The sequence below is a fragment of the Mesorhizobium sp. CNPSo 4671 genome, assembly GCF_057784245.1.
This window is the reverse complement of sequence record NZ_JBWLUW010000005.1, coordinates 114,727-131,468: the sequence shown is the minus strand read 5'-3', so window position 1 is coordinate 131,468 and position 16,742 is coordinate 114,727. Positions and strand designations below refer to the sequence as shown.

16 protein-coding genes and 1 pseudogene are annotated in these 16,742 nt (G+C 62.3%); 11 read left to right on the top strand and 6 right to left on the bottom strand.

Annotated elements, in window-relative coordinates; all coding sequences use genetic code 11:
• Positions 1-75: 75 nt before the first annotated feature.
• Both AC04SF_RS16580 and murJ read left to right on the top strand, forming a co-directional pair.
• Complete coding sequence (locus AC04SF_RS16580) at positions 76-2,877, top strand: [protein-PII] uridylyltransferase (RefSeq protein ID WP_488478720.1); 2,802 nt, start codon at positions 76-78, stop codon at positions 2,875-2,877.
• A 46-nt stretch (positions 2,878-2,923) separates the two neighbouring features.
• A complete protein-coding gene (murJ, locus tag AC04SF_RS16575; RefSeq protein ID WP_488478719.1) occupies positions 2,924-4,522 on the top strand; it encodes a murein biosynthesis integral membrane protein MurJ in 1,599 nt (532 codons plus the stop codon).
• On the opposite strand, the gene AC04SF_RS16570 is transcribed toward murJ, so the two are convergent.
• A complete protein-coding gene (locus tag AC04SF_RS16570; protein WP_488478718.1) occupies positions 4,497-4,901 on the bottom strand; it encodes a type II toxin-antitoxin system VapC family toxin in 405 nt (134 codons plus the stop codon). The genes murJ and AC04SF_RS16570 overlap by 26 nt on opposite strands.
• Entirely contained in the window at positions 4,901-5,146 is a 246-nt protein-coding gene (locus tag AC04SF_RS16565; protein WP_096453097.1) for a type II toxin-antitoxin system VapB family antitoxin, read from the bottom strand. The genes AC04SF_RS16570 and AC04SF_RS16565 overlap by 1 nt, the downstream gene beginning before the upstream one ends.
• A 184-nt stretch (positions 5,147-5,330) precedes the next feature.
• Between AC04SF_RS16565 and trpS the strand changes: the two genes are divergently transcribed.
• The 3 genes from trpS to AC04SF_RS16550 all read left to right on the top strand — a co-directional run bounded on the left by trpS (position 5,331) and on the right by AC04SF_RS16550 (position 7,744).
• Positions 5,331-6,398 (top strand): tryptophan--tRNA ligase, encoded by a 1,068-nt coding sequence (gene trpS / locus AC04SF_RS16560; RefSeq protein ID WP_096453095.1) that lies wholly within the window; start codon positions 5,331-5,333, stop codon positions 6,396-6,398.
• 130 nt (positions 6,399-6,528) lie between these two features.
• The gene (locus AC04SF_RS16555) at positions 6,529-7,020 is read left to right on the top strand and encodes a universal stress protein (RefSeq protein ID WP_095200929.1); all 492 of its coding nucleotides are present in this window, start codon (positions 6,529-6,531) and stop codon (positions 7,018-7,020) included.
• Between the two features lie 154 nt (positions 7,021-7,174).
• On the top strand, positions 7,175-7,744 hold the full coding sequence (locus AC04SF_RS16550) for a NifU family protein (protein ID WP_488478717.1): 570 nt from the start codon (positions 7,175-7,177) through the stop codon (positions 7,742-7,744).
• A gap of 167 nt (positions 7,745-7,911) precedes the next feature.
• Here the strand turns inward: AC04SF_RS16550 and AC04SF_RS16545 are convergent, their stop codons facing one another.
• Entirely contained in the window at positions 7,912-8,529 is a 618-nt protein-coding gene (locus tag AC04SF_RS16545; protein WP_096458423.1) for a L,D-transpeptidase, read from the bottom strand.
• 228 nt (positions 8,530-8,757) lie between these two features.
• Here AC04SF_RS16545 and cueR point away from each other — a divergent pair, with 228 nt between their 5' ends.
• The 6 genes and pseudogenes from cueR to AC04SF_RS16515 all read left to right on the top strand — a co-directional run bounded on the left by cueR (position 8,758) and on the right by AC04SF_RS16515 (position 13,101).
• Positions 8,758-9,180, top strand: a complete 423-nt coding sequence (cueR, locus tag AC04SF_RS16540; RefSeq protein WP_488478716.1) for a Cu(I)-responsive transcriptional regulator — start codon at positions 8,758-8,760, stop codon at positions 9,178-9,180.
• A 232-nt stretch (positions 9,181-9,412) separates the two neighbouring features.
• A complete protein-coding gene (locus AC04SF_RS16535) occupies positions 9,413-9,709 on the top strand; it encodes a sunset domain-containing protein (protein WP_488478715.1) in 297 nt (98 codons plus the stop codon).
• 1,066 nt (positions 9,710-10,775) lie between these two features.
• A pseudogene (locus AC04SF_RS16530) lies at positions 10,776-11,452 on the top strand (IS1595 family transposase); the annotation flags it as partial.
• Between the two features lie 477 nt (positions 11,453-11,929).
• Positions 11,930-12,091 carry a hypothetical protein gene (locus AC04SF_RS16525; RefSeq protein WP_488478714.1) on the top strand — a complete coding sequence of 54 codons (162 nt, stop codon included), beginning with the start codon at positions 11,930-11,932 and terminating at the stop codon, positions 12,089-12,091.
• 9 nt (positions 12,092-12,100) lie between these two features.
• Positions 12,101-12,397, top strand: a complete 297-nt coding sequence (locus AC04SF_RS16520; RefSeq protein ID WP_488478713.1) for a hypothetical protein — start codon at positions 12,101-12,103, stop codon at positions 12,395-12,397.
• Positions 12,398-12,600: 203 nt separating this feature from the next.
• Complete coding sequence (locus AC04SF_RS16515) at positions 12,601-13,101, top strand: MmcB family DNA repair protein (protein WP_488478712.1); 501 nt, start codon at positions 12,601-12,603, stop codon at positions 13,099-13,101.
• Positions 13,102-13,357: 256 nt separating this feature from the next.
• Here AC04SF_RS16515 and nhaA read toward each other — a convergent pair whose 3' ends face one another.
• The 3 genes from nhaA to AC04SF_RS16500 form a co-directional block, all read right to left on the bottom strand.
• A complete protein-coding gene (gene nhaA / locus AC04SF_RS16510) occupies positions 13,358-14,554 on the bottom strand; it encodes a Na+/H+ antiporter NhaA (protein ID WP_488478711.1) in 1,197 nt (398 codons plus the stop codon).
• Positions 14,555-14,780: 226 nt separating this feature from the next.
• Positions 14,781-15,344 (bottom strand): ActR/PrrA/RegA family redox response regulator transcription factor, encoded by a 564-nt coding sequence (locus AC04SF_RS16505; RefSeq protein ID WP_010913121.1) that lies wholly within the window; start codon positions 15,342-15,344, stop codon positions 14,781-14,783.
• Positions 15,345-15,408: 64 nt separating this feature from the next.
• Complete coding sequence (locus AC04SF_RS16500) at positions 15,409-16,734, bottom strand: ActS/PrrB/RegB family redox-sensitive histidine kinase (RefSeq protein WP_488478710.1); 1,326 nt, start codon at positions 16,732-16,734, stop codon at positions 15,409-15,411.
• Positions 16,735-16,742: the final 8 nt, after the last annotated feature.

Here is a 16,742-nt window from a genome sequence, read left to right as displayed (position 1 = left end):
GTCGGCCAGCCCCATACCCAGCGCCGCGAAAACGCGCTATAGACGCCGCCCAAAAGGCAAGGCCAACCGGTACCTATGGCGAAAATCTCCCTGAAGCTCGATGAACTGATCGACGGCGAAGCCTTGCGCCGCGAGATGACCGCGCTGACCACGGCCACCGCCGGCGACGGTTCCGGAGCGGCCGCCCGCGCCGGCGTTCTGCAGCTTCTCAAGGCCCGGCTTGCTGAAGGCCGAAAGATCGCCGAGGTCATGCTGAGAGCGGATGGCGGCGGCAATGCCTGTGCCGAGCGGCTGTCGCACCTGATGGATGAGCTGATCCGGGCGCTCTACGATTTCGCGGCGACGCATGTCTACCGGGTGAAGAACCGTTCGTCGGCCGAACGCATGGCCGTCGTCGCGGTCGGCGGCTATGGCCGCGGCACGCTGGCGCCAGGATCAGACATCGACCTCCTGTTCCTCTTGCCCTACAAGCAGACGCCGTGGGGCGAACAAACCGTCGAATACATGCTCTACATGCTGTGGGATCTCGGCTTAAAGGTCGGCCACGCCACCCGCAACATCGATGAGTGCCTGCGGCTGTCGCGCACCGACATCACCATCCGCACCTCGATCCTGGAAGCGCGCTTCCTGTGGGGCGAACGCAAGCTCTATGACGAGCTGATGCTGCGCTTCGACCACGAGGTGGTGCGCACAACCGGGCCGGAATATGTCCAGGCCAAGCTCGCCGAACGCGACGAGCGCCACGCCAAGGCCGGCGAAAGCCGCTATCTGGTCGAGCCCAACGTCAAGGACGGCAAGGGCGGCCTGCGCGACCTGCAGACGCTGTTCTGGATCGGCAAATACTTCTACCGGGTGCGCACCGGCGAGGAATTGGTCGAAAAGGGCGTCTTCACCGAAGCCGAGTACCGCGAGTTCCAGAAGGCCGAGGATTTTCTCTGGGCGGTGCGCTGCCACATGCATTTCCTCACCGGCAAGGCCGAGGAGCGGCTGCATTTCGACATCCAGCGCGAGATCGCCGGGCGGCTGGGTTACACCACCCATCCCGGCCTGTCGGCCGTCGAACGCTTCATGAAGCACTACTTCCTCGTCGCCAAGGATGTCGGCGACCTGACCCGCATCTTCTGCGCCGCGCTTGAGGAAGAGCAGGCCAAGCATGTGCCGGGGTTCAACCGCATCTTCCTGACCTTCCAGCGCCGCAAGCGCAAGCTCGCCGGCACGTCGGACTTCATTGTCGACAACCACCGCATCAACATCGCCGACGACCAGGTGTTCGAGCGCGATCCCGTCAATCTTTTGAGACTGTTCTGGTTCGCCGACAAGCACGGGCTGGAATTCCATCCCGATGCGCTGAAGCTGCTGACGCGCTCGCTCGGCCTGGTCAACAAGTCGCTGCGCCGCGACGAGGAAGCCAACCGGCTGTTCCTCGACATATTGACCTCGGACCGCAACGCCGAACTCAATCTGCGGCGCATGAACGAGGCCGGACTGCTCGGGCGGCTGATCCCCGACTTCGGCAAGATCGTCGCCATGATGCAGTTCTCGATGTACCACCACTACACGGTCGACGAGCACCTGATCCGCTGCATCGGCGTGCTGGCAGAAATCGAACGCGGCGACGGCGAGAAGGTGCATCCGCTGTCGCATTCGCTGATGCCGGGCCTGAAGAAGAGCCGCGAGGCGCTCTATGTCGCCGTGCTGCTGCACGACATCGCCAAGGGCAGGCCGGAAGATCATTCCGAGGCCGGCGCCCGCATCGCACGGCGCATCTGCCCGCATATGGGGTTGTCGCCAGCGGATACGGAAACGGTCGCCTGGCTGGTCGAGAACCACCTCGTCATGTCGATGACGGCACAGACCCGCGACCTCAATGACCGCAAGACCATCGAGGATTTCGCCGCGATCGTGCAGTCGGTCGAGCGGCTGAAGATGCTTTTGATCCTCACCGTCTGCGACATCAGGGGTGTCGGACCCGGTGTTTGGAACGGCTGGAAAGGCCAGCTGCTGCGCACGCTCTATTACGAGACCGAACTGCTTCTGACCGGCGGCTTCTCGGAAGTGTCGCGCGCACAGCGCACGGCGGCGGCGCGCGAACGCCTGGCCGAGGCGCTCGCCGACTGGCCCGACAAGGCCCGCAAGCGCTATGTCGGACTGCACTACGAGAACTATCTGCTGGCCGTCGACCTGCCGGACCAGATTCGCCACGCCGAATTCATCCGCGAGGCGGACGCGGCCGGCAACAAGCTTGCCACCATGGTCAAGACCCATCAGTTCGAGGCGGTGACCGAGATCACCGTTTTGGCGCAGGACCATCCCCGTCTTCTCTCGGTCATTGCCGGAGCATGCGCCGGCGCCGGCGGCAACATCGTCGACGCGCAGATTTTTACCACCTCGGACGGCCGCGCCCTCGACACGATCCTGATCTCGCGGGAATTCGACCGCGACGAGGACGAGCGCCGTCGTGCCGAGCGCGTCGGCCGGCTGATCGAGGACGTGCTGTCGGGCAAGAGCTGGCTGCCGGAGATGATCGAGAAGCGCACCAAGCCAAAGCGCGGCGCCAAGGTGTTCAAAATCCCGCCGCGCGCCGAGATCCGCAACACGCTGTCGAACCGGTTTTCCGTCATCGAGGTCGAGGGGCTCGACCGCCCGGGCCTGCTGTCGGAGATCACCGGCACGCTGTCAGACCTGTCGCTCGACATCGCTTCGGCACACATCACTACGTTCGGCGAAAAGGTCATCGACACCTTCTATGTCACCGACCTCACCAGCCAGAAGATCGACAGCCCGGCCCGCATCGCCACCATCCGCAACCGGCTGATGGCGACGCTCGAAGGCATCGCGCCCGAACGCGGCGGCAAGGCCAAGGCGGCCGCCGAGTGACTGCCATCCTCACTTTGTCCCAATCCCACAGGCAGTCCTAGAACGCATGAGCCTCGTTAAGAAATTCGCCACCGTCGCTTCCGGCACGCTGATGAGCCGCGCGCTCGGCTTTGGCCGCGAGATGCTGATGGCCGCCGCACTCGGCACCGGACCGGTCGCCGACGCCTTCAACGCCGCTTTCCAGTTCCCCAACACCTTTCGCCGGCTGTTCGCCGAAGGCGCCTTCAACGCCGCCTTCGTGCCACTGTTTGCCAAGGAGATCGAAACGCACGGCACCGACGGCGCCAAGCGCTTTTCGGAGGAAGTGTTCGGCGTGCTGTTTTCGGCGCTGCTGGCGCTGACCATTGCCATGGAACTGGCGATGCCACTGATCGTGCGCTACCTGGTGGCGCCGGGTTTCGCCGACACGCCGGGCAAGTTCGAGACGACCGTCCTGTTGGCGACGATCATGTTCCCGTACCTCATCTGCATGTCGCTCGCCGCCATGATGGCGGGCATGCTGAATTCGCTGCGCCGCTATTTCGCTGCGGCGATCGCGCCGGCGTTCCTCAACATCATCCTGATCAGCGTGCTTGGCTATGCCTGGTATCACGGGCTGGATGCCCATGCCGTCGGCTTCAGCCTGTCTTGGGGCGTGCTGGCGGCGGGGCTCGTGCAACTCGCCATCGTTTGGGTGGCGGTCCGCAACGCCGGCATCGCGATCGGCTTCCGCCGGCCAAAAATGACGCCGAACGTCAAGCGCCTGCTGATCCTGGCCCTGCCGGCGGCGATCACCGGCGGCATCACCCAGATCAACCAGCTGATCGGCACGGCGATCGCGTCGGCGCAGGACAGTGCGGTGTCCTCGCTCGCCTATGCCGACCGCGTCTATCAGCTGCCGCTCGGTGTCGTCGGTGTTGCAGTGGCGATCGTGCTGCTGCCGGAACTGTCGCGGGCACTGAAATCAGGCAATCTCATTGAGGCTGCCAATCTGCAGAACCGCTCGGTCGAGTTCACCCTGTTCATGACCTTGCCGGCGGCGGCGGCGCTTTGGGTGATGGCGGAGCCGATCGTGCGGCTGGTCTATGAGCGCGGCGCGTTTGCCGCCAACCATTCGACCCCAACCGTGGCGGCGATCCTGGCGATCTTCGGGCTCGGCTTGCCGGCCTTCGTGCTGATCAAGGCCTTCACCCCGGGCTATTTCGCCCGCGAGGACACGCGCACGCCGATGACCTTCGCCGCCATCTCGGTGGCGGTGAACGTCGCCATCGCGCTGACACTGTTTCCCAGGATGGGCGCGCCCGGCATTGCGGTCGCCTCGGCCGTGGCCGGCTGGGTCAACGCGCTGATGCTGCTTGCCGTCTTGATCCGGCGCGGCCATTGGGGCCGCGACGTGCCGCTTCTGAAGCGCATTCCTTGGCTGGTGCTGTCGGCGGCGGTGATGGCAGTGGCGCTGTATTTCGCCGAGCACTGGCTGGCCGTCAGGCTCGGTCCCGGCTCGCCGCTGGTCGTCAAAGCAACGACGCTGCTGACGCTGGTGGCCGGCGGGGCGCTGCTCTACTTCATCACCGCCTTTGCCACCGGCGGCGCCGATTTCGGCATGATCCGGCGCAATGTGAAGCGCAAGGGATCGCCGGCGCCTAAGGAACAGTCTCCAGATCCGTGAGCCTGAATTCGTCGGCCGTCGAAAGCATCGGAACAGCGTAGTAACGCGCGCAAGCGTAGTGAAAACAGTCCGCCAAGTTCAATCGGATAGCGTTGTTGCGAAACCGCGACGCAGCCTCGATGGACAACGACGTTGCGTCGGAGACCGGCGGAAGCTCCCGCAAAGCGATAGCCCGCTCTTCGAGAAAACGACTGACTATCTTAAGGCTCACTTCGACCGGCACTGCCAGCTTTTCGGATCGCGAAAGGGCCATTGCCGCTTCCCAGACGGCGATCGACGATGTGAACGGAGCTGATGCTTCCACGACCGCCTGCGCACAGCGCTGGGCTTCGGCCTCACGGCTGAGCATCGCGACGATAGCGCCCGCGTCGACAAACATCAGTCTTCGCCGGAGAATTCGTCGTATACCGAGCGCGGAAGCGGTTTGCGCGCCTGGTCGCTCAGCTTGATTCCGAACTCGGCGCGCAGCCTTGCCGCTGTCTCCAGCGGCGTCTCGCGATTGCGGCGCCGCTCCAGGGCTTCGCGCATGGCAATCACGATCGCCTCGGTGATGCCTACGCCTTCGATTCTGGCGAAGGCACGCGTCAAGCTGTCCGCCTCCTTGTTGTTGATGTTGATCGTCATCGCAGCCTCGTCGATCCGATGTAGTAGATATTATGTAGCTATCTACATCATTGCGTCAACATCTGGAGAAGCCTTTGGACCTCCGAAGAGCCTCTTGATCCTCTCCAAACTCTCGTTCATAAGCGCGCCGTCGAAAGACTTTCGCCGCGCGCGAAACGGCCCTCCACAAGCCATGAGGAAACCCATGTCCGCCTTCAAGCCACTCGTCTTCTCCGGCGTCCAGCCGACCGGCAATCTGCATCTCGGCAACTATCTCGGCGCCATCAAGAAATTCGTCGCGCTGCAGGACACGTCCGACTGCATCTATTGCGTCGTCGACCTGCATTCGCTGACCGCGCAGCTCGTGCATGACGACCTTGCCGACCAGACGCGCTCGATCACCGCCGCCTTCCTCGCCTCTGGCATCGACCCGAAGAAGCACATCGTCTTCAACCAGTCGCGGGTGATGCAGCACGCCGAGCTTGCCTGGATTTTTAATTGCGTCGCGCGCATCGGCTGGATGAACAAGATGACGCAGTTCAAGGACAAGGCCGGCAAGGACCGCGAAAATGCCTCGCTGGGCTTGCTCGCCTATCCCTCGCTGATGGCTGCCGACATCCTGCTCTACCGCGCCACCCATGTGCCGGTGGGCGAGGACCAGAAGCAGCATCTGGAGCTGACCCGCGACATCGCCCAGAAATTCAACAATGATTTTTCGGACCGCATCGCCAAGCTTGGCGTCGGCGTCGAGATGCAGGTCGGCGAGGAGACGGTGAACGGCTTCTTCCCGATCACCGAACCGGTCATCGGCGGGCCGGCGGCGCGCATCATGAGCCTGCGCGACGGGTCGAAGAAGATGTCGAAGTCGGACCCGTCGGACCTGTCGCGCATCAATCTGACCGACGATGCCGACACCATCTCGAAGAAGATCCGCAAGGCCAAGACCGATCCGGAAGCCTTGCCGAGCGAGGTCGGCGGGCTGGAAAGCCGCCCGGAAGCGGAAAACCTGGTCGGCATCTATGCCGGGCTGGCCGAGATGTCGAAGGCCGATGTGCTGAAGGAGTTCGGCGGCCAGCAGTTTTCGGTGTTCAAGCCGGCGCTGGCCGATCTCGCGGTGGAGAAGCTGGCGCCGATCGCCGGCGAGATGCGCCGCATCGAAGGCGACCGCGCCTATGTCGACGCGGTGCTGAGGGACGGCGGCGAACGCGCCGGCGTGCTGGCCGAGACCACCATGAAAACCGTGCGCGACATTATCGGCCTGCTGCAGGGCTGATCCGCATCGTCGGTTGCACTGCGCTCGCCAAGACAGACTGGCTCCAACAGATACTGGCCCAAGGCCGGCGGCTTGCCGCCGGTCCGCCGCGGTGGCAGATTGCGGCCGAATAGACACCGAGTAGATAGACATGGTCTCCAAACGCCTCAGCCGCGAAGCCGGTCATCGCAGGAAATTCCTGACGATCATCGACGACACGCCCGAGTGCGAGCGCGCCGTCGCATACGCCTCGAAACGGGCGCAGAGCACCAGCGGCACGCTGGTGCTGCTCTATGTCATCGTACCGGACGATTTCCAGCACTGGCTGGGTGTTGAGAAGATCATGCGCGAGGAGGCGAACGCCACGGCGCGCGCGGCTCTCGACGGCCATGCCAACAAGGTTCGCCAGAAGCTCGGCATCGAGCCGGAAATGGTGGTGCGCGAAGGCAAGCCGACGGAAGAGATCCACAAACTGATCGAGGAAGACCAGGACATCGCCATCCTGGTGCTGGCGGCCGGCGCCGGCAAGGAAGGTCCCGGACCGCTGGTCGGTGCGGTGGCCGGCAAGGGTGCCGCCTTCCCGATCCCAGTGACCGTGGTGCCGCAAAACCTTTCGGACGAGGAAATCGACAGTCTCGCCTGAGGTCCGCCCGGGATTCGATTCGCCAGCCAGATCCTTGGCAAAACATTCCGCCAGCCAGCCTTTCCAGCGATGTGTTTCGCTTGAATGTCCAGCCGATAGAGCCTATTTAGAACTATTCCAAACTAGCTGCCCAAAGACGGGCACGGAGACGGCCATGTTCATCCAGACCGAATCGACGCCCAATCCTGCGACGCTGAAATTCCTGCCCGGCAAGGAAGTGCTGCTGGAAGGCACCGCCGACTTCCGCGATGCCGACGGTGCAGCCACGGCCTCGCCGCTGGCTGGCCGGCTGTTCGAAATCCCCGGCGTCACCGGCGTCTTCTTCGGCTACGACTTCATCACCGTGACCAAGGACGGTCCCGACTGGCAGCACCTGAAGCCGGCGATCCTGGGCGCCATCATGGAGCATTTCATGTCCGGCGCGCCGGTCATGGCCAAGACCGGCCCGGCCGCCGAGACCAGCCAGACCGGCGAATTCTACGACAAGGCGGACGAGGAACTCGTCATCACCATCAAGGAACTGCTCGATACCCGCGTGCGCCCGGCGGTGGCCCAGGACGGCGGCGACATCACCTTCCGCGGTTTCGAGAACGGCACGGTGTTTCTGCACATGAAGGGCGCCTGCGCCGGTTGCCCGTCATCGACGGCGACGCTGAAGCACGGCATCCAGAACCTGCTTCGCCATTTCGTGCCCGAAGTGCAGCAGGTCGAACAGGTCTCCTGACCGTTCAACCGGACGCAGAACCGGCCAATACATTCAATTATCCGCAAACAACAAAAAACCGGGCCGAATTGCCCGGTTTTCTGTTTGGGACGTCCGTTGTTGCCTAGACGGTCCGCGTACGAAACTTGTCTTCTCGTTAGACCATGATCCCGCGAGGGATCTTGGTGCTACATCACGATGACCTTGGCGCCGACCGAGGCGCGGTCATAGAGATCGATGATGTCCTGGTTCATCAGCCGGATGCAGCCGGACGACATCGCCTTGCCGATCGAATTCCATTCCGGGCTGCCGTGCAGCCGGTAACCCATGTCGCCGCCCTTGTTGAACAGGTACATGGCACGCGCGCCGAGCGGGTTCTTCAGGCCCGGCTCCATGCCATCGGCGAACTTGGCCAGCTCCGGCTGCCGCTTGATCATTTCGCGCGGCGGCGTCCAGGTCGGCCATTCGCGCTTCAGGGCGATATGGGCGGTGCCATGCCATTCGAAGCCCTCGCGGCCGACACCGATGCCGTAACGGATGGCCAGGCCGTCGCCCTCGACGAAGTAGAGGAACTTGTTCTGCGTATCGACGATGATGGTGCCGGGCTTTTCCTTGGTGTCGTAATTGACTTCCTGCCGGTGGTACTGCCTCGGCACTTTTTCGATCGGGATGCGCGGCAGTTGGTAACCAGCATCGGTCACCGCGCCGTAGTCGTTGGAGAAGATCTGCCCGCCAATGGTACTGCAACCGGCGATGGCCGTGGACAGCGCCAATGCGGCAATTATTGCAAGCGACTTCATGCGCATGTGGTGATCCGGAGCCCCGCCCAAATAGCAGCGGCACGAGTCGACCGCTTTCTTGGCCATCATTCATGCTGGCATTTGCTTTGCTTGCCAAGCACACGATGCCTATATGCGTGGCCCTACATGCTGGTAGGCGTATCACTATGGCATTTCAGCAACAGCCCTCACCGGATTGTGAAGGAAATTCAATGAGGGCGACATCAAACGGTTACCGGGAATCGAGGACCAGTCATGAACGTCGGTGATGCAGCCCAGCGGTCCGGCCTGCCGGCCAAGACCATTCGCTACTATGAGGAGATCGGCCTGATCGCGCCGGCGCGCGCCGCCAACGGCTACCGCGATTACTCCGGCGACGACATCCACCGGCTGGCCTTCCTGCGCCGCGCGCGCAACCTCGGCTTTTCCATCGACGATTGCCGCCAGTTGATGGCGCTTTACCAGGATCGCGACCGCGCCAGCGCCGACGTGCGCGAGATCGCCGCCGCCCATGTCACGGCGATCGAGGAGAAGGTGCGCGAGCTGCAATCGATGCGCACGACCCTGCAGAAACTGATCCACGCCTGCCATGGGGACAACAGGCCGGACTGCCCGATCCTGGATGACATGGCGGGGGCAGTGGCGCCTGGCGACAAAGCCGTTTCAGCGAGACCATAGCAAGGGATTTCGGGTGGGCCGGGCGAGGTGGCTTTCCGTCCGGCGCCGCATTGAATGCCGCTGTTGGCCATCGGGCGGATGGAATCGCGTGCTTATAAACCCCTTGGAACAACAGCCGCATTCTCCCGTCGGGAGGGGGAATGGACAAGTTTCGCCACGACAATCGTTCCGACCGCTGGCGAAAGCGTACCATGCGCCGCCGGCGCTGGCGTCCCTCACGAAACGCCATCTCGTGGACATTGATCGCTACGGCAATCACTGTCCTGGCAGCCTGATCGCCGTCAAGGCCGGGCCGCCTCTCGTCGGTTGCAACGTCAAAGGCAATATCAGCTACAGCACGGGCGAGCGCATCTATCACGTTCCCGGACAGCAATACTACAACGAGACCCGGATCAGCCTGTGGAAGGGCGAACGCTGGTTCTGTTCCGAACAAGAAGCTCGGAGGCTGGCTTGCAGAAGTCAAAACAATGAGGAAGGCCGGCCCATTCGGAGGAACAAGGGACTTCAGTCTTATTTGCGCCGTTGCTAATATACATATAGATTAATCGACGCGGGGACAATCACACCCAAAAGCCACACCCGCAATGGCCGGTGCAGCCCCCCTATAAACCCAAGCCAAGCTGCGCCGGCCATTTCGCCAGCCGTATTTCCCAACGCCAGCCATTATATGCCGACTAACTAAAGTAACGGAACGTCCAATAGACATTGACGGAACCTAAGCAGTCCCCTCAGACCTTTGCGCTCGGCACGCAAGACCTTAGTCCTGCCATTCCCTAACAGAGAACGGAAGTTGATAGGCACGACATAAGGCCGTTCTGCAAAGGATCAATACTAGGCCGCAATCAGGCGAATATTGCGCGATCACGGAAGGCAACTTCGGGCGGGCCGGTTTGTACATTTGACAAACCTTTGTCGCGTGAGCGATCGCGCCCTGGATGCGCCGCTTGCCAGGCACCTCGTAGGAACGACCCGGCACGCTCAGTCGGGGGGACATGGGGTCGTGCCGGGTCGTTGCGGGTCAGGCTTTTGGGATCGTCTCCGCACTGCCTAAGTTATATGCATATTAGGAATAGCTCAATTGAGACTGAAGTCCCGCCCACGGACTGCCCAGTTGCAGAGGGCAGAAACCGTTCTGTGCTGTTCACTGGATGAATATTTGACAGAGCCGATACACCCAAAAGAAGTCAGGATCGGTTCTTGAAGGCTTGATTTGAAGGGCATACCGTCAGCCCAATGGGGTTGGTGACACTATGTTGAACGACGATAAAGACAAGCAGTTTTGGGCCTTGGACTTGGACGCTCTGCGCAGGGCTTTCGAAACATACGCTCAAGAGCACAAAACAACGGCTGCGGAGTGGGGGGAACACGCCAAGCGGTTCCTCGAAAGACAAAGAGTTCTCCAGCGTGAGTCGAACTGATCCCCAGCCTTAGGTTGGCGAACCGATCCACTGGATAGACTCGACCTCCTCCTACCGGCTCTCCTCGGACCTGTATGGGCTATAGGTCTGTCAAATATACAATCGCCTTGCGTAAGGCGATTATATATTTGACAGACCCAATTCGATATGCGGTAACGAATCCAAGGAGTTATCGCTATGTCCGTCCTGTCCCGCCCCTACTTCCACGACGAAGCCGCCGCCTTCGAGCATGTCGAGGGTATGCTTTGGCCGCAGGGTCCGGTTTGCTACCATTGCGGCTCTATGGAAAAGCACTACGCCTTGAAGGGCGGTCGCACGAAGGCGTCCAAGAAGAACCCTCACGGCGTCGAAATCCATGGCCTCTACAAGTGCAGCGATTGCCGCAAGAAGTTCACCGTCCGCATGGGCACGATCTTCGAGGAAAGCCATCTGCCCCTGCATAAGTGGTTGCAGGCTATCCACCTCATGTGATCGTCCAAGAAGGGTATCAGCGCCCACCAGATGCACCGCGTCTTGGAAGTCACCTACAAGACCGCTTGGTTTCTCTGCCACCGCATTCGTGAGGCCATGCGCTCGGGCGACTTCTCGCCCATGGGCGGTGAAGGCAAGACCATCGAGGTGGATGAGACGTATATCGGTCGCTTGAAGGATACCCCGGTCAAGTCGGGTGGCGGCGCTCACAAGAATACCGTGTCACGCTGGTCGAGCGTGGTGGCCGCGCTCGCTCCTTCCACGTCGATATCGCCCGCATCGGCACCGTCATGCCTATCGTTCGCGCCAACATAGCCAAGGAAAGCGCCTTGATGACTGACGAGGCTGGTATCTATCGCCGCGTCGGCCAGGAGTTTGCCTCGGACTTGACCCCAAAGCCGGAAAACAAATGAAATGGGCGGCACTCGCAAAGCTATCCTGATCGGGGCCCTTTGCGGCGCTGCATTTGGTGCTCGCGGGTTTTTAGAAAGCCCTGACTACTTCAATTTCGGCGGGCTTCTGATGTCTGCTCTGATTGGCGCGTTCCTGTTTGGGCTCATCTGGAGATTGAGGCCTAACAAGTAACGCAAACGCCCAGCCCTGTAGCCATTCCCCTACGGCTGGGTAGCGCCTATAGGCCAATTGCGCGATTGCTAATATGCCTATAGTTTAGGCAGCGTGGGAGGGACGTCAAATGCTTCCCGCAGTGGCCGGTGTGGTCCGCCACCCCCAAGTGCCCCTGCCTGCACCGGCCATTCCCCTACGGCTGGGTAGCGCATACGCCAGATTCATTCGTTGGACGCATCGCCGCAATAAGCGTACCGTGCCGTCTGCCTCAAGCCTCCTGAAAGGAGTGCTAGATGTCGGTCAGCGAAGCCGAGTTCATACACCGAGAGAATATCAAGCACTTCGAGAAGATGCTGGAAACGGAAACAGACCCCGTAAAGCGCGGTCTGCTCTTGAAGCTCCTTGCGCAAGAGACAGCCTGGCTGCTCCCTCACGTTGCCGGTAAGACGGGGTAGAGACGGCGAATGTGGAAGTCGGTGGCCTGTGATGCGCTACGCCAAGGCAAGCGCCTTGAGCTTCGCTATGACGGCTTCTTTCGAGTAGTTGAGGTCCATACTGTTGGCGTCTTGACCTCCGGCAACGATGGCATGAGCGTCTATCAAGTGCGCGGCGGCAGCGATAGCAATGAGCGTACCGGTTGGAAGACTATGCTCCTCGATGAAGCATTCACCCCCACTGTGATCGACGAAAAATCCGAAGCGCCCCGTACTGGGTATAAGCGTGGGGCGAAAGTCTTCAGCTTCATATATTGCCAGATCTAGACCGCCACAGTCGCACGCCTCGTCAGCATGAAATGCGCAGTCTGATACGTGGTTGGTGGATCGCCGGCCTGTCATGATTATATTCCTATGATTTTGGCGGGTCTGTCAAATATATAATCGCCTTGCGTAAGGCGATTATGTCGACATAATCGCCTTGCGTAAGAGGGTTCAAACCGTGAACAAAATCTGGCATGGTGCCCGCCATGCCGATCATTTCCCCCATCGCAATCAACCCCCTCATCGACGGTCGCCAGTCCGAACGCGCCATGCTGGTGCGGCGCGGGGTGCAGCGGCTGCTCATGGAAATGGGCGCGCATGTGCTGCCTGAATTGTCGCTGGCCACCGGCCGCCGCGCCGACCTCGTGGCGCTGACTCGGCAGGGCGATATCTGGATCATCGAGATCAAATCCTCGATCGAGGATTTCCGGGTCGACCGCAAATGGCCCGATTACCGGCTGCATTCCGACCGCTTCTTCTTTGCCACCCATCCCGGCGTGCCCTCGGAAATCTTCCCGGAAGAATGCGGCTTCATCCTCTCCGACGGCTATGGCGCCGAAATCCTGCGCGAGGCGCCGGAGCATCGCATGGCAGCGGCAACGCGCAAGGCGCTGATGCTGCGCATCGCGCGGGCCGGTGCGGCGCGGCTGCTGGCGGCGGAGTTGGCCGGCGTTTCGGTGCCGGCGCTGGAGGGGGAGAGCGAGTAGCGGAGGTTCCCGCAGGACCACCAATAGATATCCTCCAACGGTCGGCGCTGCCCCTTATCTGCCTGCCGGCATCTTCTCCCCGCAAACGGGGCGAAGGACGCTCGCACCGGGGATTTCGCCAATTGCCGAGGTGGGAGGATAAGCACCGGCGTCGCGGCCAGCCTCTTTCTCCCCGTTCACGGGGAGAAATGCCCGGCAGGGCAATGAGGGGCGGCGCAGCGTGTAAAAGAGCGCTCCAACTTAGTAGTGCTGAACTCTACTCCTCGCCCTCTTCCACCTCACCCGTCGCCGGCGCCATCAACAGCACCGCGGCGCCGAGGATGGCGGCGATGAAGGAGCCGGCGAGGATGCCGACCTTGACCGCGTCCTGCAGGGCCACATCGCTGGCGAAGGCGAGCAGGCCGATGAACAGGCTCATGGTGAAGCCGATGCCGCAGAGCAGCGAGATGCCGAGCATGTGCGGCCAGCCGGCATGGGCCGGCAGGTCGGCCAGGCCGAGCCGGATTGCAAGCGCCGAGGAGCCGAACACGCCGACCAGCTTGCCAACCACGAGGCCGGCGGCGACGCCCAGCGTCAACGGCTCGATCAGCGCGCCAAAACTCAGGCCGGCGAGCGAAACGCCGGCATTGGCAAAGCCGAAGATCGGAATGATGAAAAACGGCACGATTTTGTGCAGGCCATGCTCGAGCCGGTGCAGCGGCGAATGGTCGAGATCGTGGCCGATGCCGGCGGAGCGTTCGAGTGGAATGGTAAGCGCCAGCGCGACGCCGGCAAGCGTGGCATGGACGCCCGATTTCAGCACCAGCACCCACAGGATCGCGCCGAGCACGAGATAAGGCACCAGCGTCATCACCCGCATGCGGTTGAGCACGATAAGCACCGCAATGACGGCGAAGGCGGCGCCGAGATAGGCCAGCGACAGCCCGCTCGTATAGAAGATGGCGATGATGATGACGGCGCCGAGGTCGTCGATGATGGCAAGCGCGGTCAGGAAGACCTTCAGCGAGGCCGGCACGCGGCTGCCCAGCAGCGACAGCACGCCGAGCGCGAAGGCGATGTCGGTGGCGGTCGGGATGGCCCAGCCGGAGAGTGCCGCCGAATTGTCGCGGTTGATCAGGACATAGACCAGTGCCGGAACCACCATGCCGCCGGCCGCGGCAATGCCGGGCAGCACGCGGCGCGGCCACGTCGACAACTGGCCGTCCAGCATCTCGCGCTTGATCTCCAGCCCGACGAGCAGGAAGAACACCGCCATCAGCCCGTCATTGACCCAGTGCGACACGCTGAGCGGGCCAAGATAGGCGTGGAGAACGGCGAAATAGGTTCCGGCAAGCGGCGAATTGGCGACGATCAGCGCCAGGGCCGCCGCCACCATCAGGATGATGCCGCCGGCCGCCTCGCCGTCGAGAAATTCGCGGAAGACGGAAACCGGCCGCTGCTTCAAATCCTGCATGTCGCCTCCGTTAAGCCGCGTCATTCTCGATGATGCTCAAACTCCAGTCTCCGGGCAAGTAATCGGACCGTCTTTCAGTGCCTCAGAGACTGTTTCGAAATTCGCTCCGGCGAGTCATATGGTGGTGGTTTCGAGAACCGGGGCGGAGCGGACATTTGGGTCCGTGAGCACCGGAAGCGCAGAAAACGCCATCAGATGGCCGCCGGAGTAGAATTTCCAAACAGTCTCAGCGCGGCGCGCGCTTGGCCAGTATGCGCTGCAGCGTGCGGCGGTGCATGTTGAGCCGGCGCGCGGTCTCGGAGACGTTGCGCTCGCACATTTCATAGACGCGCTGGATATGTTCCCAGCGCACGCGGTCGGCCGACATCGGGTTTTCCGGCGGTGCGGCGCGCTCGCCCGAGGTGCGGGTGAGGGCTGCAAAGATGTCGTCGGCGTCGGCGGGCTTCGAAAGATAGTCGACGGCCCCAAGCTTCACCGCGGTCACAGCGGTGGCGATGTTGCCGTAGCCGGTCAGGATGATGGTGCGCGAATCCTCGCGCTTCTCGCGGATGGCGGCAACGACATCCAGGCCGTTGCCGTCGCCAAGCCGCATGTCGACCACGGCATAGGCCGGCGGATTGGCGCGGGCCTTGCCCACGGCCTCCTCGACGCTCTCGGCGGTCTCGACCACAAAACCCCTGGTTTCCATGGCGCGGGCAAGGCGTGTGAGGAACGGCTTGTCGTCATCGACGATCAGAAGCGAGGTGTCCTCGCCCTCAACCATTGCGCCAATATTTTCATCGCCTGTCATCGTCGTAAGAATTCCTGCTGCCTTAATTTTACGCAGATATAGTTTTGCGCCGCTATTGTCCAATTTATGCAGTGTCGAACATGGTGGCCGGGGCCGTTTCGGGATTCAGGAAGACCGATCTCGGCCACGAAATCTGCACCACGGCGCCCTCGCCCAGGCCGCTCGAATTGCGGAAATCGAGCGTGGCGCCCGAGCGTTCGAGCAGAGTCTTGGCGATAAACAGGCCGAGCCCCAGGCCGCCGCCGGCTTCGGTGCCCTGGCGCGTCGACATATAGGGCTCGCCGATACGGTCGATGATTTCGGGCGGGAAACCAGGCCCGTCGTCGATGATCGAGAAGGTGACGGCGGCCTCGTCCCAGCTCCACCGCACCGTGACGTTCTTGCGGGCGAAATCGACGGCGTTCTCGACCAGATTGCCGAGGCCGTAGATCACGCCCGGATTGCGGCGCCCGACCGGCTCCGGCCCGATGCGCTCGCCCGGGCGAAGCTTGATCGAGATGCCGAAGTCGCGATGCGGCGCGGTGACCTCCTCGACCAGCGAGGTCAGCGGCAAGCGGGACAGATGCGCCTCGCCTTCGGACGACAGGCTGGTCAGGCGCTTGAGGATTTCGCGGCAGCGTTCGCTCTGCGAGCGCAACAGCTTGACGTCTTCGCCGTACTTCGGATCACTGCCGAGCGCCTTCTCCATCTCCTTGGCGACGAGCGTGATGGTGGCGAGCGGCGTGCCGAGCTCATGCGCGGCGGCCGCCGCCAGGCCGTCGAGCGCCGAAAGGTGCTGTTCGCGCTGCAGCACCAGTTCGGTGGCGGCAAGCGCATTGGCCAGAAGCCGCGCTTCGGCGGCCACCCGGAACGCATAGATGGCGGTAAAGGCGATCGACGACAGCACCGCTATCCACATGCCGGCGACATAGATGAAGGGCATGGCCAGCGGCGCGCCTTCATACCATGGAAGCGGCAGATGGAAGAACACCAGCAAGGTGGCCGCCAGCATCACCAGCCCGCCGAGGATAGCGGTGAGGCGCAGAGGCAGCGACGTCGCCGAAATGACGACAGGCACCGTCATCAGCAGCGAGAACGGATTGGTCAGGCCGCCAGTCATGTAGAGCAGGCCGGCAAGCTGCAGGCTGTCGAAGATCAGGATGCCGAAGGCGGCGAACGGGGTGAGCCGGTGCGCCGCTGGAAAGCGGAAGGCCAGGAACAGGTTCATCCAGGCCGAACAGGCGATCAGCGCAAAGCACAGGCTGACCGGCAGCGGGAATTTCAACCCATAGGCGACGACGAGCACCGCCACGCTCTGGCCGACAATAGCCAGCCAGCGCAGCCGGATCAGCGTGTTGAGGCGCAGCCTCTGGCTCTGCTGGAAATCGGGCGTGTTCAGGATGTTGATCATGGCCAAGG